The 21,988-nt window shown below is 73.1% G+C and carries 18 protein-coding genes and 2 pseudogenes; 13 read left to right on the top strand and 7 right to left on the bottom strand.

The window, feature by feature from the left end:
• Window positions 1–118 precede the first annotated feature (118 nt).
• Window positions 119–838: an endonuclease III gene (gene nth, locus HS045_RS07320; RefSeq protein ID WP_196450363.1), complete on the top strand. Its 720-nt coding sequence runs from the start codon at window positions 119–121 to the stop codon at window positions 836–838.
• 87 nt (window positions 839–925) lie between these two features.
• Window positions 926–1,570, top strand: a complete 645-nt coding sequence (locus HS045_RS07315) for a CoA pyrophosphatase (protein WP_196450362.1) — start codon at window positions 926–928, stop codon at window positions 1,568–1,570.
• 154 nt (window positions 1,571–1,724) lie between these two features.
• On the opposite strand, the gene HS045_RS07310 is transcribed toward HS045_RS07315, so the two are convergent.
• The gene (locus tag HS045_RS07310; protein ID WP_196450361.1) at window positions 1,725–2,243 is read right to left on the bottom strand and encodes a HEAT repeat domain-containing protein; all 519 of its coding nucleotides are present in this window, start codon (window positions 2,241–2,243) and stop codon (window positions 1,725–1,727) included.
• A 73-nt stretch (window positions 2,244–2,316) separates the two neighbouring features.
• Between HS045_RS07310 and HS045_RS07305 the strand changes: the two genes are divergently transcribed.
• Both HS045_RS07305 and HS045_RS07300 read left to right on the top strand, forming a co-directional pair.
• Entirely contained in the window at window positions 2,317–3,516 is a 1,200-nt protein-coding gene (locus HS045_RS07305; RefSeq protein WP_196450360.1) for a MarP family serine protease, read from the top strand.
• Window positions 3,517–3,837: 321 nt separating this feature from the next.
• A complete protein-coding gene (locus HS045_RS07300) occupies window positions 3,838–5,058 on the top strand; it encodes an IS110 family transposase (RefSeq protein WP_196450359.1) in 1,221 nt (406 codons plus the stop codon).
• Between the two features lie 162 nt (window positions 5,059–5,220).
• Here the strand turns inward: HS045_RS07300 and HS045_RS07295 are convergent, their stop codons facing one another.
• From HS045_RS07295 to acs, 5 genes and pseudogenes are all read right to left on the bottom strand, one after another.
• Window positions 5,221–5,799, bottom strand: a complete 579-nt coding sequence (locus HS045_RS07295) for a DUF309 domain-containing protein (RefSeq protein ID WP_374191362.1) — start codon at window positions 5,797–5,799, stop codon at window positions 5,221–5,223.
• Window positions 5,796–6,719, bottom strand: a complete 924-nt coding sequence (locus HS045_RS07290) for an alpha/beta fold hydrolase (RefSeq protein WP_196450358.1) — start codon at window positions 6,717–6,719, stop codon at window positions 5,796–5,798. Before HS045_RS07290 ends, HS045_RS07295 begins: the two co-directional genes overlap by 4 nt.
• Window positions 6,716–7,207, bottom strand: coding sequence for a phage holin family protein (locus tag HS045_RS07285; RefSeq protein ID WP_196450357.1), 492 nt, complete (start codon window positions 7,205–7,207; stop codon window positions 6,716–6,718). The genes HS045_RS07290 and HS045_RS07285 overlap by 4 nt, the downstream gene beginning before the upstream one ends.
• A 10-nt stretch (window positions 7,208–7,217) precedes the next feature.
• Window positions 7,218–7,439: pseudogene (locus tag HS045_RS36395) on the bottom strand (Na+/H+ antiporter NhaA); the annotation flags it as partial.
• Between the two features lie 373 nt (window positions 7,440–7,812).
• Window positions 7,813–9,798, bottom strand: a complete 1,986-nt coding sequence (gene acs / locus HS045_RS07275) for an acetate--CoA ligase (RefSeq protein WP_196450355.1) — start codon at window positions 9,796–9,798, stop codon at window positions 7,813–7,815.
• A 395-nt stretch (window positions 9,799–10,193) separates the two neighbouring features.
• Here acs and HS045_RS07270 point away from each other — a divergent pair, with 395 nt between their 5' ends.
• From HS045_RS07270 to HS045_RS36060, 9 genes and pseudogenes are all read left to right on the top strand, one after another.
• A complete protein-coding gene (locus tag HS045_RS07270; protein ID WP_196450354.1) occupies window positions 10,194–10,967 on the top strand; it encodes an oxidoreductase in 774 nt (257 codons plus the stop codon).
• 992 nt (window positions 10,968–11,959) lie between these two features.
• Window positions 11,960–13,030, top strand: coding sequence for a septum site-determining protein Ssd (gene ssd / locus HS045_RS07265; protein WP_196450353.1), 1,071 nt, complete (start codon window positions 11,960–11,962; stop codon window positions 13,028–13,030).
• Window positions 13,027–14,211, top strand: a complete 1,185-nt coding sequence (locus HS045_RS07260) for a TadA family conjugal transfer-associated ATPase (RefSeq protein WP_196450352.1) — start codon at window positions 13,027–13,029, stop codon at window positions 14,209–14,211. Before ssd ends, HS045_RS07260 begins: the two co-directional genes overlap by 4 nt.
• Before the next feature lie 5 nt (window positions 14,212–14,216).
• Window positions 14,217–14,951: a type II secretion system F family protein gene (locus tag HS045_RS07255; protein WP_230883840.1), complete on the top strand. Its 735-nt coding sequence runs from the start codon at window positions 14,217–14,219 to the stop codon at window positions 14,949–14,951.
• A 135-nt stretch (window positions 14,952–15,086) separates the two neighbouring features.
• Window positions 15,087–15,893, top strand: a complete 807-nt coding sequence (locus HS045_RS07250) for a type II secretion system F family protein (protein ID WP_196450351.1) — start codon at window positions 15,087–15,089, stop codon at window positions 15,891–15,893.
• A 142-nt stretch (window positions 15,894–16,035) separates the two neighbouring features.
• Entirely contained in the window at window positions 16,036–16,284 is a 249-nt protein-coding gene (locus HS045_RS34255; RefSeq protein ID WP_196450350.1) for a DUF4244 domain-containing protein, read from the top strand.
• 154 nt (window positions 16,285–16,438) lie between these two features.
• The gene (locus HS045_RS07240; RefSeq protein ID WP_196450349.1) at window positions 16,439–16,885 is read left to right on the top strand and encodes a TadE family type IV pilus minor pilin; all 447 of its coding nucleotides are present in this window, start codon (window positions 16,439–16,441) and stop codon (window positions 16,883–16,885) included.
• A gap of 59 nt (window positions 16,886–16,944) precedes the next feature.
• Window positions 16,945–17,316: pseudogene (locus HS045_RS36065) on the top strand (Rv3654c family TadE-like protein); the annotation flags it as partial.
• 280 nt (window positions 17,317–17,596) lie between these two features.
• Window positions 17,597–19,393: a hypothetical protein gene (locus tag HS045_RS36060; protein WP_307827465.1), complete on the top strand. Its 1,797-nt coding sequence runs from the start codon at window positions 17,597–17,599 to the stop codon at window positions 19,391–19,393.
• Window positions 19,394–19,552: 159 nt separating this feature from the next.
• On the opposite strand, the gene HS045_RS07230 is transcribed toward HS045_RS36060, so the two are convergent.
• Window positions 19,553–21,868: a DEAD/DEAH box helicase gene (locus HS045_RS07230; protein ID WP_196451092.1), complete on the bottom strand. Its 2,316-nt coding sequence runs from the start codon at window positions 21,866–21,868 to the stop codon at window positions 19,553–19,555.
• Window positions 21,869–21,988 lie beyond the last annotated feature (120 nt).

Raw genomic sequence — 21,988 nt, 5'->3', positions numbered from 1 at the left:
TGCTGATGTGGTGTCGTCGGCGCGGGCGTCCCGTGACCGGGCCCCGGCGTCCGCAACAGCCATTGTGACTCATCGCACCGCGAGCCTCGGCGGGGACCCGGACGCATAAGCTGTCGGGGTGCCTCGCGAAGACCCCCCGGCGGTCGAGTCCCGGCTCGCGCTGGTCCGCCGCGCCCGGCGAACGGACCGGATCCTGGCGGAGACCTACCCCGACGCCCACTGCGAGCTCGACTTCACCGGTCCGCTGGAGCTGCTGGTCGCGACGATCCTCTCCGCCCAGTGCACCGACAAAAGAGTCAACCTCGTCACTCCCACGCTTTTCGCCAGGTATCGAACGGCTGAGGACTACGCCGGAGCGGACCGGGCCGAGCTTGAGGAGATCATCCGCTCCACCGGGTTCTTCCGGGCCAAGACCGCGAGCATCATCGGCATGGCCCAGGTCCTGTGCGAACGGCACGGCGGCGAGGTCCCCGGCAGGCTCAAGGACCTGGTCGCCCTGCCCGGCGTCGGGCGCAAGACCGCCAACGTGGTCCTGGGCAACGCCTTCGGGGTGCCGGGTCTGACCGTCGACACCCACTTCCAGCGGCTCGTCCACCGGTTCGGCTGGACCGCGGAGACCGACCCGGTCAAGATCGAGCACGTCGTCGCGGGGCTCCTCCCGAAGCGCGACTGGACGATGGCCTCCCACCGCCTGATCTGGCACGGCCGCCGCGTCTGCCACGCCCGCAGGCCCGCCTGCGGCGCGTGCCCGCTGACCGCCCTGTGCCCCTCGTACGGCACCGGCCCCACGGACCCCGTGCAGGCCGCGAAACTGGTGCGTCCCGGTCCCTCTTCGTAGCGGCCCCGCCGCGGGCCGGGAACGCCGGGCCGGCGGCGGGGAAGCGCGGGCGGGGGCGAGGTGTTGCAGAAGACCGGAGGTGTGGCGGTGGAAGTGCCCGAGTGGTTGGTGACGCTTGCGGAGCGGGCCGCAAAGAGGCCGGTGCCGCCGGCGTTGCGCCCGCCCGGGTCGGGAGGGCGCCCGGCCGCGGTGCTGCTGCTGTTCGGCGAGGGGCCGCTCGGTCCCGACGTGCTGCTGATCCAGCGCAGCTCGCGCGGGCGGCGGCACGCGGGGCAGCCGGCCTTCCCCGGCGGCGGCGTCGACCCCGAGGACGGCGGCCCGGTCGCCGCCGCGCTGCGCGAGGCCGAGGAGGAGACCGGTCTGGACCCGGCGGGCGTGCACGTGGTCGGGACCATGCCCGAGCTGTACATCTGGCGCAGCGACAACCGGGTGACCCCGGTGATCGGCTGGTGGCACACGCCCAGCGCCGTGCACGCGGCCTCGCCCGACGAGGTGGAGACGGTGGAGCGGGTGCCGGTCGCCGAGCTGGTCGACCCGGCCAACCGGCTGGTCCTGAGCCATCCGAGCGGGTACGCCGGCCCGGCGTTCCGGGTGCGGGGGCTGCTGGTCTGGGGGTTCACCGCGGGCGTGCTCGACGGGGTGCTCTCCGTCTCGGGCTTCGAGCGCCCGTGGGACCGCTCACGCATCGAGGACGTGCCCCCCGAGGTCCTGGACCTCGCCTCCCGGGGGTGAGGCCTCCGGGGCCCGGTGGCGCCGTCCGGCGGTGCCCTCCGGTGGCGCCCTCCGGTGGTGCCCTCCGGTGGTGCCCTCCGGTGGCGCCGCCTTCAAGGCGCCGTCCGCGGGGTGGGGTCTGCGGGGCGCCGTCCGGGCGCCGGTGGCGGGGCGCCTACGCGTCGCCGCTCACCAGGGACATCCCCAGGCAGGCCCAGTCGGCCACGTCCTCGTCGGAGTCGTGGGCCAGGCGGCGCAGCGCGGACAGGCCGGCGGGGTCGGGCGGGCTGCCCACGATGTTCGGCAGGGCGTAGGCCGCGCCGTACCGGACGCCGGCGTCGGGATGCCCGGCCAGCTCGATCACCGAGGGCAGCGCGCGGCGGTCGCGCAGGTGCCCGAAGGCGATCAGCACCGAGTAGAGCACCATCGGGTCGTCCTCGCCGGCGGCGAGGAAGCGCAGGACCGGCAGGCTCCGGTCGGTGAAGCCGAGCCGTCCCAGGATGTCGACGCCGAGCATGCGCTCGGCGGTGGTGGCGCCCCCGCACAGCCGCCGGGCCGCGGTGAAGGTCTCCAGATCGCCCCGTTCCTGGAGCTGGGTGATCGCCTGCCAGCGGATCGCACCGTCATGGTCCGGATCTCCCAGCGCCGTCTCGATCAGTGATGCGACGGACACCGGCCCCCCGATCGTTGCCATAGTGCAACGATAGCCACAACGGAGCTCGGAGAAGGGCTACGCGCGCGGGGCGGTGGCTGGATACCGTAAAGGGGTGAACGGCGATCTCCTCGACCTTGTCCTGATCGCCCTGATGGTGGCCTTCGCGGTGTCGGGATACCGGCAGGGGTTCATCATCGGGGCCATGAGCTTCGTGGGGTTCGTCGGCGGGCTGCTGCTCGGCGTCTTCATCGCTCCGCCGATCGCCGGCGCCGTGGTCGACGGCGACACCGAGCAGGCGATGCTCGCCATCGTGATCGTCTTCCTCACGGCCATCATCGGCCAGTTCGCGTCGTCGACGATCGGCGCGGTGATCCGCAGCCACGTCACCTGGGAGCCCGCCAAGGTGGTCGACGCGGTCGGCGGCACGTTCGCCAGCGCGCTGGCGGTGCTGATCGGCACCTGGTTCATCGGCAGCCTGGTCGCCTCGTCCCAGTTCACGCTGATCAGCGAGCAGGTGCACAAGTCGCTGCTGCTGGGCACCGTCGACGACGCGATGCCTCAGGCGGCCAAGGACATCCAGAACCCGATCAAGGATTTCATCGACAAGTCGGGCTTCCCCAAGGTGTTCGACGGCATCGGGGGCGGCCTCTCCGTCGAGGTGGCGCCGCCCGACCAGGGCGTGCTGAAGGGCAACCCGCGGCTGGAACGGGCCCGCAGGAGCATCGTCAAGGTCCAGGGCGTCGCCTCGAGCTGCCGCAAGCACATCGAGGGCACCGGGTTCGTCTACGCCCAGAACAAGATCATGACCAATGCCCACGTGGTCGCCGGGGTCGACCAGGACCTGCAGATCACCGACTACCGCGGGGACTCGCGGCCGGCCAGGGTCGTGCTCTACAACCCCGACAGGGACATCGCGGTCCTGCACGTCCCCGGGCTCGACCTGCCGATCCTGCGCTTCCACTCCGGCGAGGTCGAGTCGGGCGACGACGCGATCATCGCGGGCTTCCCGCACGGGCAGGGCTTCACCCCCAACGAGGCCCGCATCCGGGTGCGGCACAAGGCCAAGGGCACCGACATCTACGAGCGCCACAGCGTCTTCCGCGACGTCTACGCGATCCGCGGCCTGGTCCGCCAGGGCAACTCCGGCGGGCCGCTGCTCACCCCCGACGGCCGGGTCTACGGCGTCGTCTTCGCCGCCGCCCTCGACCAGCAGGAGACGGGCTACGTCCTGACCGCAGGCGAGGTCGCCCCGGACGCCGAGGACGGCTCCCGGCTGCTCAACCGGGTGGACACCCAGGAGTGCGACCACTGACCGCCGGCCCCGCGGCCGGGCCGGTCCCGGCGGTCCCCCGGCCGGGCCTCACCGCGGGGCCGGAGTCCCGCCCATCCTCCTAATGGGAACTACCGGGTCCGCCTCACTGGCAGACTCGATGCCTGGTAGCCGCTGGTGAGTGAGCACTCTCGCCTCCTGGACCGTGAGTCCTAGGGTCAGATCGTGCCCTCGCCGGTGGTCAGGGGTCTTGATCGCTGATGGGATGTCGTGCCCCCCGCGGGTTGGGGTGAGCACTGGTCCATTAGGTCGCCGACCGGCTCCTGCGGGCTGCTGAAACCGGTGTCGATCACGGAGGTTCGAATGCTGTTCGTCGGAGATGACTGGGCTGAGGATCACCACGATGTGGAGGTCCAGGACGAGCAGGGCCGGGTGTTGAAGCGGGTCCGGTTGCCCGAGGGGATGGCCGGGATGTCCCGCTTCCACGAGCTGGTGGGCCGGTTCGTGCCGGAGGACGGCGAGCCGGCGCAGGTGCTGGTGTGCATCGAGGTCGATCGGGGCCCGTGGGTGCGGGCGCTGCGGGCGGCGGGATACCGGGTGTTCGGGGTGGACCCCAAGCAGGCCGCCCGGCACCGGGAGATCCTCGGCTCGTCGGGGGCCAAGAGCGACAAGGGCGACGCGCACGCGCTGGCCGACATGATCCGTACCCGCCGTAACCAGCTGCGGGAGGTCGCCGGCGACTCCGAGGTCGCCGAGGCGGTCAAGGTCGTCACCCGCGCCCATCAGACGCTGTTGTGGGAACGCACCCGCCACATGCTCCGGCTGCGGGTGGCGTTGCGGGACTACTTCCCCGCCGCTCTGGAGGCCTACAAGCCCCTCGGCCTGACCTCGGATGCTGCGCTGAAACTCCTGGTCAAGGCCCCCACTCCGGCGACAGCGGCGAAGCTCACCGCCGTCCAGATCGCTGCCGCGCTGAAGGGGCGGCGGGATATCCCGGCCAAGGCCGAGACGATCAAGCAGGTGCTGCGGTCCGAGCAACTGGGCCAGGCCGATCTGGTCACCGCTGCCTACGCCTCGACCGTGCGGGCACTGGCCGCGGTCATCGCCACCCTCAACACGGAGATCAAGACCCTGGAAGACGAGGTCGAGGCGCATTTTGGCCGGCACCCGGACGCTGAGGTCATCCTCAGTCAGCCCGGCATCGGCGTCGTTCTCGGCGCCCGGGTGCTCGCCGAGTTCGGAGACGCTCCCGGGCGTTATGCCAGCGCGAAGGCACGCAAGAACTATGCCGGTACCTCGCCGGTCACCCGGCAGTCCGGTAAGACGCGGACCGTTCACGCCCGGTTCGTCCACAACGATCGGCTCGTCGACGCCCTGCACCTGCAAGCCTCCTGCGCCCTCCTGCACGACGTGGACGCCCGCGCCTACTACGACCAGATCAGAGCCCGCGACGTCAGCCACAACGCCGCCCTGCGCCAGGTCGGCAACCGCCTCGTCGGCATCCTCCACGGCTGCCTCAAGAACCACACCCTCTACGACCGGGCGACCGCCTGGTCACACCGCAACCACGACCTCGCCGCTTGACATCCAAGCTCCAGGGATGTCTGACCCCCGGCGGGTTTCTTGGCCTCCGCGGAGCTCCTCACCGCATCCCGCCGGGTTTCTTGGTCTCCGCGGAGCTCCTCACCGCATCCCGCCGGGTTTCTTGGTCTCCGCGAGGCTCCTCACCGCATCCCGCCGGACTCCTCACAGCAGGGCCCTGATCCTGGCGATCGCCTCCGCCGGGTCCGGTCCGGTCGACCCCTCCAGCTCCAGGGCGGTCCGGGCGATCTCCGGGTACGGCGGGCCGTACCCGGAGATCCGGGCGGCGCCGCGCGCGAGCAGCGCCGAGGCCCCGCGCCGGTTGCCCCGCTGGAGGTGGGTGAGGCCGACGCAGATCTGCGCCAACCCCTGCCAGAGCTCGCGCTCGTCCGCCGGGCCGGTCTTCCAGCGGGCCTCCAGCACCTCGTGGGCGTGGAAGGGCCGGTTCTCGGCGAGCAGGCGGCGCGCTTCGGCGAGGGCTTCGGCCGCGTCCGGCGCGTAGTCGTCGGGGACGCGCTCCACGCCCTCGGCTCCGCGCGGCAGCGGGCGGCCGAACGCGTCGCGGGGCCGCTGGTTGCGGGCCCGGCCGTCGGGGTCGCGGTCGCGGGGGATCTCCGGCCCGGAGCCGTCGCGGGGGGTCTCCGGTCCGGAGCCGTCGCGGGGGGTCTCCGGCCCGGGACCGAGGGGGCCGACCGGTCCTGGGCCGTCGTGGGCATGGGAGTGGGGACGGTCGTGGGGGCTCACCGGTCGGGCTCCGGATCGGCCAGCCAGTCGATCAGCTCGGTGTCGAACTCCCCGGGCCGCTCCTCGTGCGGGAAGTGTCCGGCGCCCTCCATCAGGCGCCACCGGTAGGGAGCGACCACGTGGCGGCCGGAGCCCTGGGCGGTGCGCGGCAGCATCCGCCGGTCGAGTGCGCCGTGCAGGTGCAGCGTGGGGGTCTCGATCCCGGTCCGCATGCTTCTGGCGTACCGCAGCCCGTCCGGGCGGAGCTGGGAACGGGCGAACCAGCGGTGGTACTCCAGGGCGCAGTGGGCGACGTTGAGGATGCCGAAGGCCTCGCGGTAGGTCCGCGCCACCTCCTCCTCCGGCCAGGTGGGCCCGGACCAGTCGTCCAGCAGCCTGCCCACCAGGGCGGCGCCGTGGGCGGTCAACCGGCGCTCGGGCAGGAACGGCAGCTGGAAGCCGAACGCGTGGGCGCTCGCCCGCAGCTGGCCGAAGGGGTCGGAGCGCAGCGCGGAGCGCAGCCGCAGCGGATGGGGCGCCGAGACCGCCACCAGCCGCCGGACCGTCTTCGGGTCGAGCGCGGCCATCGTCCAGGCGACCAGGCCGCCCCAGTCGTGGCCGACGACGGTCGCACCGGTCTCGCCCAGCGCGCGGACCAGCCCGGTCGCGTCGGCGGCCAGCGCGGGCAGGTCGTAGCCGCGCGGTGGCTTGTCGGTGGCGCCGTAACCGCGCAGGTCCACGGCGACGGCGCGGTAACCCGCGGCGGGCAGGGAGACGAGCTGGTGGCGCCAGCTCCACCAGAACTGGGGGAATCCGTGCAGCAGCAGCACCAGGGGGCCCTCGCCGGCCTCCACGATGTGGAAGCGGGTACCGCGGGCGTGCACGGAGCGGTGGGTCCAGGGGCCCTCGATGAGGACCGCGGACTCGTCTGGTCGGCTCACTGGTCCGGTTTCACCGACTCTCGCTGGACGCCGGGGCTCGCGGCGGAGGGGGAGGGGGAGGGGGAGATGGGGGCGGCGGACGCGCCGGAGGGCTCGCTCTCACCGCTCTTGATGGTCCTGAGCGAGCGGAGCGTCCGCTTCATCCCGGTCAGTCCCTTGAGCCGCCGGACGCCGATGAAGACCAGCAGGCCCGCCACGACCAGATAGAAGAGGGTGACGGCCGCGAAGGCCCAGCCCTCCGCCCAGTCGAACACGCCCACCAGCGCGTAGGCGATGGCGAAGGAGGCGAGGATCAGGCACAGGTGGGCCATGAACGCCGCGGCGGCGAACAGCCCCGCCGCCAGGCCGACGCGCCGGGCGTCGAACCTGAGCTCGGCCTTGGCCAGTTCGATCTCGGCTCGGACCAGGGTGGAGATGTGGCTGCTGGCCGCGGCGACCAGCGAGCCCAGGGACTCCTCCTGCGGCTCCGTGGCCGGATTGTGCGTCATGAACGATCTCCTATCGAGCGCCGATGCCATCATCATCCTGCGCGTTGGGGTGTCTGTGCACGCGCACCCCGGGCAGAGCCGCCGCCGGCAGCGAGGCGGCGAGGCCCGCCGTGAGCACGCCCGCGGTCGCCGTGTCCGGCCTCTCCGGATCATCGCCGAAGGCCGGGCCGGCGGTGGGCAGCGACACGGTGAACCCGATTCCGGCCAGTATCGGCACTGCGGTCGTGTCCCGCCAGTGCGGGTCATCGGACGGCGTGCTACCCCGGCGACGGCCGCGTGAACGTCGCGGATCGCGCCGTCCGCGGCCCCGTCCCCTGGCGGTCCGGCTCCGAGGATCCCGGCCGGTCGACGGGCACGGCGGACGACGGGCCGGAACGGCGGGCTCTCGGGGGTGCGGTGCATGGGTCTTTCGGGAAGCGCGTTCGGGGAGGGCCTGGTCCCTTTCCGGGCGACCGGACTTCCCGGTACTCCTGGCACCAGCCTATACGGAGGTGGCGAGCCGGATATTTACGACAATTCCGTACGGCATGGTGGGCGGGATCCCGGAGAGCCGCGCCCGCCGCTGCGGGACGGGTCCCCGCGATGGCGGGGACCCGTCCCGGAGGTCAGTCCTCGCTCTTGGCGCTGGGCAGCTTCTCGGAGATGAGGTTCATCACCGTGCTGTCGGCCAGGGTGGTGACGTCGCCGACGCTGCGGTTCTCCGCCACGTCGCGGAGCAGACGCCGCATGATCTTGCCCGAACGGGTCTTCGGCAGCTCGGGGACGACCAGGATCTGCCGCGGCTTGGCGATCGGGCCGAGGGTCCTGGCCACGTGGGCGCGGAGCTCGGCGGCGATGTCCTCGCCCTCCTCGGCGCCGCCGCGCAGGATCACGAACGAGACGATGGCCTGGCCGGTCACCGGATCGGTCGCGCCGACCACGGCCGCCTCGGCGACCTTCGGGTGGGAGACCAGGGCCGACTCCACCTCGGTGGTGGAGATGTTGTGACCCGAGACGAGCATGACGTCGTCGACGCGGCCCAGCAGCCAGATGTCGCCGTCCTCGTCCTTCTTGGCGCCGTCGCCCGCGAAGTACACGCCCTCGAAACGGGACCAGTAGGTGTCGATGTAGCGCTGGTCGTCGCCCCAGATCGTGCGGAGCATCGACGGCCACGGGTCGCGGATGGCGAGGTATCCGCCGCCGCCGTTGCCGACGGCGTTGCCCTGGTCGTCGACCACCTCGGCGGTGATGCCCGGCAGCGGGCGCATGGCGGCGCCGGGCTTGCCGCTGGTCACGCCGGGGAGCGGGCTGATCATGATGGCGCCCGTCTCGGTCTGCCACCAGGTGTCCACGACGGGGGTGCGGCCCGCGCCGATGTGCTCGCGGTACCAGACGTAGGCCTCGGGGTTGATCGGCTCGCCCACGCTGCCCAGGATCCGCAGGGACGACATGTCGTACGCGGCGGGGATGTCGTCGCCCCACTTCATGAACGTGCGGATCGCGGTCGGGGCGGTGTAGAGGATCGTGACCCCGTACTTCTGCACGATCTCCCAGAAGCGGCCGCGGTGCGGGGTGTCCGGGGTGCCCTCGTAGATGACGCTGGTCGCGCCGTTGGCGAGCGGGCCGTACACGATGTAGGAGTGGCCGGTCACCCAGCCGATGTCGGCGGTGCACCAGTAGACGTCGGTCTCGGGCTTGAGGTCGAAGACCGCGTGGTGGGTGTAGGCGGTCTGGGTCAGGTAGCCGCCGGTGGTGTGCAGGATGCCCTTGGGCTTACCGGTGGTGCCGCTGGTGTAGAGGATGTAGAGCGGGTGCTCGGCGTCGTGCGGGACCGCGGCGTGCTCGGCGCTCTGGCGTTCGACCAGGTCGTGCCACCAGACGTCCCTGCCGGTCCAGTCCACCTCCTGTCCGGTCCGGCGGACCACGAGCACGTGCTCGATGCCGGGGCACTCCTTGACCGCCTCGTCCACGGTCGGCTTGAGGGCGCTGGGCGCGCCGCGGCGGTATCCGCCGTCGGCGGTGACCACGATCTTGGCGTCGGCGTCCTTGATCCGGCCGCTGAGCGCGGTGGCGGAGAAGCCGCCGAAGACGACGGAGTGGATCGCGCCGATGCGGGCGCAGGCGAGCATCGTGATCGGCAGCTCGGGGATCATCGGCATGTAGATCGCGACCCGGTCGCCCTTGCCGACGCCCAGCTCGGTCAGGGCGTTCGCCGCCCTGCCGACCTCGCGCTGGAGGTCGGCGTAGGTGATCGTGCGGGTGTCCCCCTCCGGCTCGCCCTCCCAGTGATAGGCGATCTTGTCGCCGCGTCCCGCCTCGACGTGGCGGTCGACGCAGTTGTAGGCGACGTTCAGCTCACCGCCGACGAACCACTTGGCGAAGGGCGGATTCCACTCCAGCGTGGTGTCCCAGCGCCTGGACCAGCTCAGTCGCTCGGCCTGCTTCTCCCAGAACGCCAGCCGGTCGGCCTCCGCCTCGGTGTAGGCCTGTCCGGTCACGTTCGCGGCCGCGGCCAGTCCGGCAGGAGGAGCGAACCGCCGGGTCTCGCTCAGCAGGTTCGACAGCGTCTCCTGCGGCTCACGCGGTTCGGAACCAGGGGTCTCCGGGGCCACTACGCACTCCTTACTCGTACTGCTCATCGGCTTCGGACGGGTCTCACTTCACCAGGACGGAGCCGTCCGCCACAAGAGGTCTAGACAGGTCCGTACCAAGCGGATATAGGGGACGGCCAACTCCGTATGGGTTCAAGGATGGATAAGGGGTCCGGGGAAGCGGTTCATCCCGACACTAGGAACGGAAGGGGAGGCGTTCCACGGGCTCCGGCGGGGTGCTGCGCCGGATGGCGTCATATGTTCGGTGAACGGTCCGGACCGTTCCCCGGGAACGGCGGGACCATTCCGGGTGACGGGTGACGGGTGACGGGTGACGGGTGACGGGTGACGGGTGACGGGTGACGGGTGACGGGTGGGGTCGGCGGCTTGTTGACCGGCCGGTAGGGTCGGGAACCGTGAGCGACCCATTGGCTGTCATCGCCGAGTTGCCGGGAGTGTCCGAGGCCGTGGCCGACGTGCGCAAGGCCGTGGACCGGCTCTACGGGCACCGTGTGCTGCGGCGCAAGAGCCCGGAGGTGTCGGCCCGCTCGGCCCTGCGCGGAGCCCGCGCGTCCGCCGCGCTGGAGGGGGCGGACATCCCGCTGGAGGCGATCCCGGAGACCGCCGACCCCGTCGTCCAGGGCGCGCTGCGCGTCTCCGCCGAACTCGGTGGGCTCGGCCGCACCTGGCGTACGGCACCGCGGCAGGTCCTGGCCAGGTTGCACACCCTGGCCGCGGCCGGTCTCACCGAGGACCTCGGCCGGCCCCGGGCCGCCGAGGCGGCACCGGATCCGCTCGGGGTGGGCGCCGCACCGGGGGCCGAGGCGACGGTGGCCCGGGTGGACGGGCTGGTCGGCCTGGTGACGGCGGACTCCAAGGCGCCCGCCCTGGTGCTGGCCGCCATCGTGCACGCGGAGCTGGCCGTGCTGCGGCCGTTCGGTACGGCGGACGGGATCGTCGCGCGGGCGGCGGAGCGGCTGACGCTGGTGGAGTTCGGGCTGGACCCGAAGTCGCTGGCCGCGGTGGAACTGGGCCATCTGGAGCTCGGTCCCGCCTACGGAGAGGGACTGCGGGCCTATCTGACCGGCACCCCCGACGGGATCACGGTCTGGGTGCGGCACTGCGCCGCGGCGGTCGTGCTCGGCGTGCGCGAGGCCACGGCGATCTGTGAGGCCATGCAGCGGGGCTGACCCTGGCGGGCCGGTGCGGCGGGCGGCCGTGGAGGGGCCGGTGCGGTGGGCTGACCCTGGCGGGCCGGTGCGGCGGACCGCCGTGGGAGGCCCGGGCACGGAGGAGCCTGATCGCGAGGGCCTGGACATGGAGGGGCCCGCCGTCGGAGTTACGGACAATGAAGGAAAAAGCGGACGGCGCCCCTTGGCGGGGCGCCGTCGCCGGCACGCCTCACCTGGTTACCAAGCGTGCACCTGTATTCGTCGAGACGGGACAAGCCCGCATCGGCGCGCCTCCCGCGGCTGGTCGCGCGTGGGTACCTGGTGGTCGTGCGCGGACACTGGGTCCGTGAAACCTTTGTATGACGGATTCCGGCTGATGGGAACCCCTGAAACCAAGACCTTTACAGATTCCGTAACGTTCGTGATGGACTATCCCGAATGTCCATGGCGGGCCGTGCAGCGAGGGCGAAGTCCCGGCGCGCACGCGGTCACCGCTCCCGTGATGATCACTACTTGTGATCACCGGATGGCCGATAAAGGCAGGGTATACGGGTTTTCGGCCCCGTTATCGGGGCTTTGCGGGGGATGGCCGGAGAGGTCCGCGCGGAGGCGGTCGGAGAAAACCGGAAGTTTCTTCTCGACGGATCCCGAGCACATGGGGCACGATACGGTTGTCCTCCTTCGGACCGGGACCATGCGCATGGTCGATCGTGCCCTTCCCTTGCCATGGCAGGTCCGCTACTGAAAGCTTTCCTCCGAAACGGGACCGGCTCTACCCCCCCGGAGCCGGACCGCTCGGCGACCCCCGCTATCCCCCCCAGCGGGGGTCGCCCCTTTTCCGGCCGCCGGCCGCGGCCGTCTTTCCCGAGCGTCGTCCACAGGTGACGGAGGCCGAGCGTCGTCCACAGGTGACGGAGGCCGCCGGACGGTCGTCCACAGAACGGAGTCCGGCGGTTCGGCGTCGGCGGGTTCCCCTGGAAGGTGGGTCTTCCATCTTCCAGGGAGGCATCGTGGACCGCCCGCTGGTCATCACCGAGGATCACGACCTGCTCGACGACCTGCTGCGCGTCGCCGCGGCGGCCGGAGCGGAGCTCGACGTCGCGCATGTGCCCGCGCACGCCCGGCCCTACTGGAGCCGCGCTCCGATGGTCGTCGTCGGCAGTGACGTGGCCGACGCCATGGCGGCGACCGGACCGCCGCCCCGGCACCGGGTCATGCTGGTCACGCGCGACCCCGGCGATCCCGACACCTGGCGCAAGTGCGTCGCGGTCGGCGCGCAGGCCGTGCTGGAACTCCCCGCGGCCGAGCGGCGACTGGCCGACGAGTTCGCCGACGTCGCGGAGCCCGCCACGAGAGACGGGCGGGTCGTCTGCGCCGTCGGCGGGCGCGGGGGCGCCGGCGCCAGCGTGCTCGCCGCCGGCCTCGCCCTGACCTCGGCCCGCAGCCGCCGGCGGACCCTCCTCGTCGACGCCGATCCGCTCGGCGGTGGGCTCGACCTGCTGCTCGGCGAGGAGGAGGCGGAGGGCGCCCGCTGGTCCGACCTGGTCGCCAGAGAGGGCAGGGTCAGCTTCACCGCCCTCCAGGCCGCCCTGCCCACCTTCTCCGATCTGACCCTGCTCTCCTTCCACCGGGGCGAGGCCGAGCCCATCCCGGCCGAGGCGATGCGCTCGGTCCTCGACGCGGGTCAGCGAGGATTCGACCTCGTGGTCGTCGACCTCCCACGCGCCCCCGACCCCGCCGCGGTGGAGGCCCTGAGCCGGGCGGTCACCGTGCTGCTGGTCGTCAGCGCGGACGTGCGCGGCGTCCTCGCCGCGGCCCAGGTGCTCACGGGGATCCGCGGGCACACCGGGGAGATCCGGACGGTCGTCCGGAGCGGAGTCCTGGAGGAAGGGGTGGTCGCCGCCTCCCTCGGCACGCCGTGCGCCGGGAGCCTGCCCGACCAGCCCCGCCTCATGACCGCGCTGAACCGGGGGGAGAGCCCGCCGATCGGCCGACGGACCGCCCTCGGCAGGTTCTGCCGGACGTTCCTGGACTCCCTGGACGCCTCATCCGAGGTCCGTACGGCCGGAGCCGGGGCGTGAGCCGGGTCCCGTCCGCCGCTTCGCCCGAACTGGTCGAGGCGGTCCGGATCCGACTGGCACGGAGCGGAGCAGAACCCAGCGCCGCGCACGTCACCGCGGCGCTCCGGGCCGAACGGGCGACGCTGGGCGACGCCGAGATCCTGGCGGTGGCCAGGGCCCTGTGCGCGGACCTGATCGGCGCCGGCCCGCTGGAGCCGCTGCTGGCCGAACCGGAGGTGACCGACGTGCTGGTGAACGGCCCGCGCGAGGTCTGGATCGACGACGGCGGCGGTCTGCGCCGGACCCCGGTCGCCTTCCCCGACGAGGAGGCGGTCCGCAGGCTCGCGCAACGGCTGGCGTCGGCCGCGGGGCGCCGCCTCGACGACGCCTGCCCCTACGTGGACGCCAGGCTGGCGGGCGGAGTCCGGCTCCACGCCGTGCTGCCGCCGGTGGCCCCCGGCGGCACCTGCCTGTCCCTGAGACTCCCGCCGCGCCGTACGTTCACCCTCCCCGACCTCGCCGAGGCGGGAACGATCGGGCCTGACGCCGTCCCGGTGCTCACCGCGATGGTCGAATCCCGGCTCGCCTTCCTGGTCTCGGGCGGCACCGGCACGGGGAAGACGACCCTGCTGTCGGCGCTGCTCTCGCTGGCGGACCACGGCGACCGCCTGCTCCTGGTCGAGGACTCCGCGGAGCTGCGACCCGCGCACCCCCATGTCGTGCGGCTGGAGGCGCGTCCGGCCAACATCGAGGGTGCCGGAGGCGTCGGCCTGCGCGATCTGGTCCGCCAGGCGCTGCGGATGCGTCCCGACCGCCTCGTCGTCGGCGAGGTCCGCGGGGCGGAGGTCGTCGATCTCCTCGCCGCGCTGAACACCGGGCACGAGGGAGGCTGCGGCACGCTGCACGCCAACACGGCGGCCGATGTCCCCTCGCGGCTGGAGGCCCTCGCCTGTGCCGCGGGTCTCAGCCGGGAGGCGGTCCACAGTCAGATCGCCGCGGCGCTGGACGCCGTCGTCCATCTGGTGCGCGACCGTGCCGGGGGCCGTCGCCGGGTGGCGGAGATATGCATGATGACGCGCCGGCCGTCGGGCCTGGTCCAGGCCGAGCCGGCACTCGCCTTCACTCCCGGTGGCCAGGTGGTCCAGGGCCCGGGGCTGCCCGCCCTCGCGGCCCGTGTCCCCGGCGTCCTGTCACGGTCGTGATCACGATGACCGCGTTCCTGACCGCCGCCGCCCTGCTCCTCGCCGGGTCGGCCGCCTGGCTGTGGACGGGCCCCGATCCGGCGACCGCCCGCCTACGACGGTTGCGATGCCCGCCCGCTCGGCGGCGGTACGGCCCGGCAGGGACCGGCTCCCTGCTGGGGCGGCCGGTTCTCCGCTCCCGGCCGTCTCGGAGAGCGGTGGCCTGGCGGGCGGCGTCCCTGGAGCTCTGTCAGGGGCTGGCCGCCGAACTGGCCGCCGGTCGGACCGCGCACGAAGCGCTGATCCGGGCGGGGGCGGCCGTGCCGTTCCCCGATCCGGTGGCGCTCCGCTCCCTGATCGCGGCGGCGCGGGACGGCGGGGACGTTCCGGCGGCCCTGCTGGCCATCGCCCCGGAACGGGGCGGTGAAGGGCTCAGGAGACTGGCCGCCTGCTGGCGGGCGGGGGTGACCGTCGGAGGCGGGCTCGTCATCCTGGTCGACCGGGTGGCGGTCTCCCTGAGGGAGGCCGAAGCCCATCGCCAGGACGTCGCGGCCCAGCTCGCCGGCCCGCGTGCGACGGCCCGGCTGCTCGCCGGGCTCCCGATCCTGGGCCTGGCGATGACGGCGGGGCTGGGCATGCGCCCCCTCGACTTCCTGTTCGGCGGTCCGGGAGGGACGGCCTGCCTGCTGGCCGGCGTCCTCCTCGATTGCTGCGGCTTGTGGTGGACCCGCCGTCTCGTCACCCGCGCCGAACGCGCCTGAGCCGCCGGCGCGAGCCGGAGGAGAGGAACGCGTGGACGTCGTCGGCCTGCTCCCCTCCCTGAAGGGAGGGGATTCCAACCGTCGCCGGTCGGCCTTCCTGCTTCACCGCCGACCGCCCGCCGAGAAGGACTCCTCATGAACGGTCTTCCGGTCGAGACCCTGGCCGCGGTGCTCACCGCCGCCGCGGTCTGGCTGTGGACGTCACCCGGTGATCCGGTCCACCGGCTCCGGCGGGCACGTCCGCATCCGTCGCCTCCGGCGGGTGCACCCGAGGCCGGGACCCGCCTTCACCGGAGCGGAGGGTCCGGCGGCGCCGGAGAGGACGGGGCCGGCAGGAGGCCGGAGGGCCGAGGCGGGATCGCGACCGCGGCCGCCGCGGCGCTGGTGGTCTTCCTGGCGGTGGGAGGTGCGGCGGGAGCCGTGGTGGGAGGCGCGAGCGGCGCGGCCGTGCTGCTGACCCTGCGGAGACGGGAAGGGCCGGCGCAGCGCCGGGAGCGTGATCGGATCACGGCCGATCTGCCGCTGGCGGCCGATCTCATGGTGGCCTGCCTGCGGGCGGGACAACCCATCACCGGTGCTCTCGACGTGACCGTCCAGGCGGTCGGCGGGCCGCTCGGGGGCCGCCTGGCACGGGTGAGCGGTCAGCTGAGGCTGGGAGCCGCGCCGGAGCAGGCCTGGCTCGTACTGGCGGATGATCACGCGCTCGCCCCCCTCGCCCGCACCATGAGCCGGGCGGCGCTCAGCGGTGCTCCAGTGGCCGACGCGCTGACGAGGGCCGCCGACGACTCCCGGCACGCGGCCCGTGCGGCGTCGGCCGCCGCCGCACGGCGCGTGGGGATCCAGGTGGTCGCGCCGCTGGGCCTCTGCTTCCTGCCGGCGTTCGTCCTTCTCGGCATCGTCCCGGTCGTCGCGGGTCTCGCGGGCGAGGTCATGCTCCCGTGAGTTATCCACAGGGATGACGTGCTCGCGGATTGGTTTTCCACAGAATCCCGCTCTTGTCCACAGGGTGATGTGAATATCACGGAACCTGGGGCTGGCCGATGCCGAGACGGAAGGCACGGCCTCACATCACCAGGAGGAAACGATGACCGGATCGAGCACCGGCGGTCTCCGGCGCGGGTCGGCGAGATGGTGGGGGCACCGCTTCTCGCTGATCACCGGGCGGGACCGCGACCGTGGCATGTCCACCGCCGAATACGCCGTCGGCACCATCGCCGCCTGTGCGTTCGCCGCCCTTCTCTTCAAGGTCGTGACGAGTCCGGAGGTGCAGGAGATGATCAGAGCCCTCATCGACCGGGCGCTGAACACGACGGGTCAGGGGGCTCAGGCTTGAGGACCGGATCACCCCGGTCGGAGGCGAGTGATCGAAGGCCTCGGCTGGAGGCGACCGGTCGGAGATCCCGGTCTGAAGGCCCCGATCCCCGGTCCGGGGGCGACCGGTGATCCCGATGGTCCGTGCAGGTGCCCGGTTCTCCTCCCGAGGGTCGGTGACCGCGGAGACCGCGGCGGTGCTGCCGGCTCTGATGGTGGTCCTCGCCGTGGGGCTGTGGGCGATCGCCGTGGTCGGAGCCCAGCTGGAATGCGTGGACGCGGCCCGGGCGGGGGCGCGGGCCGCGTCCAGGGGCGAGACCCTCGAGCGGGTGCGGAGCGGTGTCCTCGCGGCCGCCCCGGCGGGAGCGCGGGCGGAGGTGACACGTGATGCCGAGCGCGTGCGAGTGGAAGTACGGGCCGGCGTGAGGCCTCGGTGGGGTCTCTCCCTGCCCGAGGTCACCGTCCACGCGATCGCGGTCTCCGTCACCGAGCCGGGGGCGGGGCAGCCGGGCCCGCCCGTGGGGCAGGGCCCATCGGCGGGGTGGTCGGGTTCGTCTGCGGAGGGCGGTCCTGATGCCTCCTCGTCCGGAAACCGGAGCCCCGGTATCGAAGGTGGCTGGTGAGGGAGTCCGTGCCGCGGACGAAAGGGGCGGCGGGGGTGGTGAGAGGAGTCCTCTCATGGATGACGGGGTGCGGTAGAGGGCGTGCCGCGGACGCCGGGGCCGTGGACGCCGGGGCCGCGGAGTGCGGTAAGGGGGGCGTGCCGCGGATGCAGGGTCGGCGGGAGCGTGGTTCGGCGACGGTCTGGACTGTCGCGGTCATGGCGGTGCTCTTCATGCTGACGGTGACGGTGGTGCTCACCGGGACGGCCAGGGCGGCGCGTCATCGTGCGCAGTCGGCCGCCGATCTCGGAGCGCTCGCCGCCGCACGGCTCGCCTTCACCGGGCCCGGCAGGGGATGCGCCGAGGCGACTGCGCTCGCCGCCGCGAACGGGGCCAGGCTTCTGCGGTGCTCCTCCGGCGTCGATGGAGTGGTGGAGGTCCGGGTGGTCGTGGGGTTCTCACTTCCGATCATCGGGGGTCGCGAGGCCACGGCCAGGGCACGTGCCGGTCCTGTCCACATCGCCGATCCGGGGGGTGAGGCCCGACGCGGCGGAGGCCGGGTCCGAGCGGAGCAAGGTCGTGATCGGATCACAACTTCTTGGACTCATTTCTTGGACTCATTGTCCAAAAGAAGCAGAGCTCACGTAACGTTCTACTTACCTCACGTCCATGCCGTCTCGCGTTCACCTCCGAAGGAGGGCCGCGTTGCGGCCCTCGACGAAGGGAAACGTCGTGACGACGGTGCGCAGCCTGGTCACCGCGGCGGTGATCGCTCCGATCGTGTCCGTCCCCGCGATGCTCGCCACGGCGGGCCCCGCTCACGCCAAGGCGAGTCTGGACATGCCGTCGCGGGTCACCTCGGACCGGAAGGTGACCATCTCAGGCCGGGTCGATCTGGTCTTCGACGCCGTGCTCCACATCAACGGCAGGCAGGTCGCGAAGGGGGACCGGCGCGTCTCCTACGTCTGGGACCCCCGCACGCACCCGAACGGCCGGTACACCGTCAGACTCGTCGAACGAGGCAAGCTGCTGGGCGGGAAATGGGATGAGACGTCCCGGATGCTGGTTCAATCCGTTCCTCCGGCCGTACCCGGCGGGGTGGGCGTCCGGTTGCGGGGCGACCGGGTCGCGCTCACCTGGAGCCGGGGGGCCGAGCCTGACCTCCGAGGCTATGAGATCTTCACGAGCCGGACCGGCAGGGTCGGCACCGTGGACGTGAGCAGGGCGTGCGGTGGAGGTTCGTGCAGGGCGACCCTGGTGCTCCCCGCCAAGGCCGCCGGGCGGCGGATCGGGTTCACGGTGCGGGCGATCCGGGGTGACGGCAGAGGCGGCACCCTCGTCTCGGGCCGGTCGGCCGTGGCGGCGGTGAACGTTTCCGTTCCCGCGGCGCCGGAGCGCCCACGCTCCGCGGGGGACGACGAGGACCGGCGTGACGCCGGTGTCCGGCGAGACGAACCGAACAGCGGGGGGCGGGAACGGCGGTCCGGTGTCGAGAGCCTTCCCCGGCTGCCGCAGGCGGACGCGGCGACGAGCCGGGCCCGTTCCCCGGAGACCGCCCCCGGCGAGGCGTCCCGGCCGCAGAAGACGGCCGGGAGCCGTGCGGGCACGGACGCTGGGGCGGCCGGTTCCAGGACGGGCGACTCCGGGACGGGCGACTCCGGGACGGGCGGGGAAGAGACCGGGACGAGCGGGAGCGGTTCGGAGGCGGCGGAGACCGCGCCCGTCGGGAGCGCGGCGACCGGCCGTCGGCCCGGGTCGGCGACGGGTGGGATGAGCGGCCTCGGGCTTCTGGTCGCCGGAGGAATGGTCCTGCTGCTTCTGGGTGCGCACGGCGGTGCGTGGGTTCGCCGCAGGTGGCTGACCCGCCCGGCCGAGGGGCGCGCGACCGGTGGATCCGGGGCGAAGGGGAATCCGTCGGCCGGTGGAGAGCCGCCGTCGGCAGGGCCCCGCCGTCCAGCGGTCATCCTCGCGGTGGTCCGGATGCCGTACTCCCGGCGACCGGCCGGAGACCCCGCAGGCGTGCGGTCCGTGCCCCGGTCCTTCGCCGGGGGAGACGGGAAGGCGCCGGGTGCGGCGTCACCGGGTGAGGCCGGTTCCACCGGGGCGCGGTCGGTCGTGCGGGCGGCCGGACACGCGGTGGCCCCTGAAGTGGCCCCTGAAGCGGCCTCTGAACCCGGGCGGACCGGCCACGCGGACCGTCCGGAGGAGAGCGGCGCGGTCGGGGAGGTCCCGCCCGCGCACCCCGCGGTGACCGGCTCCGCCCTGCCCGCGGCGGCGCCGGCTCCGGAGATCGGCAGCGTCACTCCTGTGGCGGTCCGCAGCGGAGGAGGCCGGTGGGACGGCTACCTGCCGTCCGCGCCCCGCTCGATCGAGGACAGCGGGTTCTGGGAACGGCCTCAGCCCGGTGCGACGGACTTCTGGGCGGAGGACCGTGAGGAGGATGAGCGTGATCCCGGAGTGTCCGGCGGGTTCCGCTCCGGTCGGTTCCGCTCCGGTCCGCTCCGTTCCGGTGGTGGAGCGCAGCCGTGAACGGCGCCGCCCGCTGCCGTTCCGCAACGGCGCCGGGGCCCGGCCCTGAACCCATCCGCCGGGTCCCCGCCAGGTCCCCGCCGGGTCGTCCGACCTGTCCCGCGGTCGTCGTGGGCCGCCTCTGTCATCCATTCCCGCGGTCGTCGTGGGCCGCTTCCGTCATCCGTCCATCGAGAGCAGGACGGCCAGGAGGCGCAGGGCTCCGGCCTTGTCCAGGGGATCGTTGCCGTTTCCGCATTTAGGGGACTGGATGCAGGAAGGGCAGCCGCGCTCGCACTCGCAGGAGGCGATGGCCTCCCTGGTCGCGGTGAGCCATTCGAAGGCGCGGGCGAACCCCCGTTCGGCGAAGCCCGCGCCGCCCTCATGGCCGTCGTAGACGAACACGGTGAGCAGGCCGGTGTCGGCGTGGAGCTCGGTGGAGACGCCGCCGATGTCCCACCGGTCGCAGGTCGCGAACAGCGGGAGCATGCCGATGGAGGCGTGCTCGGCGGCGTGTGCCGCTCCTCCCAGGTCCAGCCCGGCCTCGGCCAGAGGCGAGACCGCCGAGGCGGGCAGCGTCCACCAGACCGCCCGGGTGTGCAGCGTTCGCGGCGGCAGGTCGAGCGCCTCGTCGCCGAGGATCTCGCCGCTCTGCAGGCGGCGCTTGAGGTAGGAGACGACCTGGCGGGTGACCTCCACCGCGCCGAAGTGCAGCTCCCCCGGGCCGAGCGCCTGCGAGCGGAACGACTCCAGGACGGAGATCTCGGTGACGTCCCTGGCGAAGGTCGTGTAGTCGGGGGTGCCCGCCTCGACCAGCGCGACGCCCGCCTCCAGATCGAGTTCGGTGACGAGGAAGGTCTCTCCCTGATGCAGGTAGACGGCTCCGGTGTGCACGATCGTGTGAGCCGACGACTCGTCCACGGTCCCCAGGAGGCAGCCGGTGGACAGCTCCACGACCTGTACGGGAGACCCTCCGGAGCCCCGGATGTCGGCGAGGTCGGTCGCCCGCTCCCGCCTGGTCCAGAACCACCCCGTCGGTCGGTGCCGGAGCAGGCCGTCGTCGACCAGGGAGGCGAGCACCTCCTTCGAGGTGGGACCGAAGATCTCCAGATCCTCCTCGGTGAGGGGGATCTCGGCGGCCGCCGCGCACAGGTGCGGGCCCAGGACGTAGGGATTGCCGGGATCGAGCACGATCGCCTCCACCGGCCGGCCGAACAGGGCCTGCGGATGGTGGACCAGGTAGGTGTCGAGCGGATCGTCCCTGGCGACCAGCACGGCCAGCGCGTCCTGGCCGGCGCGGCCCGCCCGACCGGCCTGCTGCCACAGGGAGGCCCGGGTCCCCGGCCATCCAGCGATGAGGACGGCGTCCAGCCCCGAGACGTCGACACCGAGTTCCAGGGCGTTGGTCGTGGCCAGCCCGAGGAGATCACCCGAGCGCAGCGCCCGCTCCAGCCCCCGGCGCTCCTCCGCGAGGTACCCGGCCCGGTAGGCGGCGACCTTGCCGGACAGGTCCGTGAGGGCCGGGGGCGTCGGGCCGGGCGGGTCCACCGGGTCCGGGTCCGTCCCCGACGTCGGGCCTCCCGCGTCCGGGTCTGTCCCCGACGTCGGGCCGGGCGGGTCCACCGGGTCCGCCGGGTCCGTCCCCGGCACGGAAGCCGCCGGGACCGTCCCGGACGCGGGGGGCCGCCGGGAGGCCGCGTCCGAGGCCAGGTCGGAGAGCCTGGCCCGGGCGGACAGGGCCACGGACTCGGCGGCGCGGCGGGAGCGGACGAAGGCGAGGGTGCGGGTCCCGCCGAGGACGAGGTCGGCGAGGAGGTCGGCGGTCTCCGCCGCCGCGGGCCGCCGTACGGGTGCCCCGCCCTCGCCCCGCAGATCGGTCAGGGGCGGCTCCCAGAGGGCGAAGGTGATCGACCCCCGGGGAGAGGTGTCCGTGGTCACCTCGGCCGTCTCAAGGCCCGTCAGCCGCATCGCGAAGGCGCCGGGGTCGCCGGCCGTGGCGGAGGCGAGGACGAACACCGGGGACGAGCCGTACCGGGTGCAGACGCGGCGCAGGCGGCGCAGGATCTGCGCCACGTGGGAGCCGAAGACGCCGCGGTAGCCGTGGCACTCGTCCACCACGACCGTCCGCAGCCGCCGCCAGAAGCCCGACCAGCGGGCGTGGCCCGGCAGCAGGCCGCGGTGGAGCATGTCGGGGTTGGTGAGCACGTAGTTGGCGTGTCGGCGGATCCACGCCCGCTCCTCGTAGGGCGTGTCGCCGTCGTAGGCCGCGGCGCGCAGGCCGGGCACGTCGAGCGCCTCCAGGGCGCGGAGCTGGTCGGCGGCCAAGGCCTTGGTGGGCGTCAGATAGAGGGCGGTGCCCCCGTCCAGTACGGAGTTGAGCGCCGGGACCTGGTAGGCGAGGGACTTGCCCGAGGCGGTGCCTGTGGCGATGATCACGTTTCGGCCGTGACGGGCCAGCCCGGCGGCCTCCGCCTGATGTGGCCAAAGACCGAAAATACCCTGGTTCGCCCAGCGCGTAACCAGCGTCTCGCTGACCCAATCCGGCCATCGGGCCTGACCGGCCTGACGTGCCGGAACATGCTCCACGTGGGTGACGCGCTCCCGACGTGCGGGAAC

It is taken from the genome of Planomonospora sp. ID82291 (assembly GCF_015711645.1).
GTDB lineage: Bacteria > Actinomycetota > Actinomycetes > Streptosporangiales > Streptosporangiaceae > Planomonospora.
The sequence above is the reverse complement of the archived record's forward strand: the minus strand, read 5'-3'. Positions and strand labels throughout refer to the sequence as shown.

Coding starts and splice junctions, on each gene's coding strand:
- HS045_RS07310 (WP_196450361.1), bottom strand. CDS start 2,243: ATGGCAACGATCGGGGGGCCGGTGTCCGTCGCATCACTGATCGAGACG.
- HS045_RS07300 (WP_196450359.1), top strand. CDS start 3,838: ATGCTGTTCGTCGGAGATGACTGGGCTGAGGATCACCACGATGTGGAG.
- HS045_RS07285 (WP_196450357.1), bottom strand. CDS start 7,207: ATGACGCACAATCCGGCCACGGAGCCGCAGGAGGAGTCCCTGGGCTCG.
- HS045_RS07255 (WP_230883840.1), top strand. CDS start 14,217: ATGACCGCGTTCCTGACCGCCGCCGCCCTGCTCCTCGCCGGGTCGGCC.
- HS045_RS07250 (WP_196450351.1), top strand. CDS start 15,087: ATGAACGGTCTTCCGGTCGAGACCCTGGCCGCGGTGCTCACCGCCGCC.
- HS045_RS34255 (WP_196450350.1), top strand. CDS start 16,036: ATGACCGGATCGAGCACCGGCGGTCTCCGGCGCGGGTCGGCGAGATGG.